The organism is Lysobacter sp. TAB13, assembly GCF_052113885.1.
Classification (GTDB): domain Bacteria; phylum Pseudomonadota; class Gammaproteobacteria; order Xanthomonadales; family Xanthomonadaceae; genus Lysobacter; species Lysobacter gummosus.
On sequence record NZ_JBFRDR010000209.1, the window covers coordinates 1 to 445 of the forward strand.

1 protein-coding gene is annotated in these 445 nt (G+C 69.7%); it reads left to right on the forward strand.

What is annotated here, in order from left to right:
* Positions 1–445 (forward strand): alpha/beta fold hydrolase (locus AB4Y92_RS25855; RefSeq protein ID WP_441822219.1); only part of this gene is annotated, 445 nt, incomplete at both ends.

Consider the following 445-nt stretch of genomic DNA (forward strand, 5'->3'; position numbering starts at 1 on the left):
AAATCGATCATCCCCGGAGGAGTTTTCTCGGCACCCTGGCGCTCGGCGCAGCACTTGCCCCGTTCGGTGCGATCGGCGGCGCCCGCGCCCAGACCAGCCCGTCTCCCGCCGCCCCTGCGGCAGCCACGGGGCAGCGCGCGCAGGCCTCGTTTGCCCCGCTGAAGCGGATCACGGCCGGCGTTCTCGAGGTCGGCTATGCCGAGGCCGGCCCCGCGGACGGCCCGCCGGTGCTGCTGCTGCATGGCTGGCCCTATGACATCCATAGTTATGTCGAGGTCGCCCCCATTCTCGCCGGGGCCGGCTGCCGCGTGATCGTGCCCTATCTGCGCGGTTACGGAACAACGCGTTTCCTCAGTGAAGGCACGCCGCGAAACGGCCAGCAGGCGGCGCTCGCCCGCGACCTCATCGCCTTGATGGACGCGCTGAAGATCAAGCAGGCGGTGAT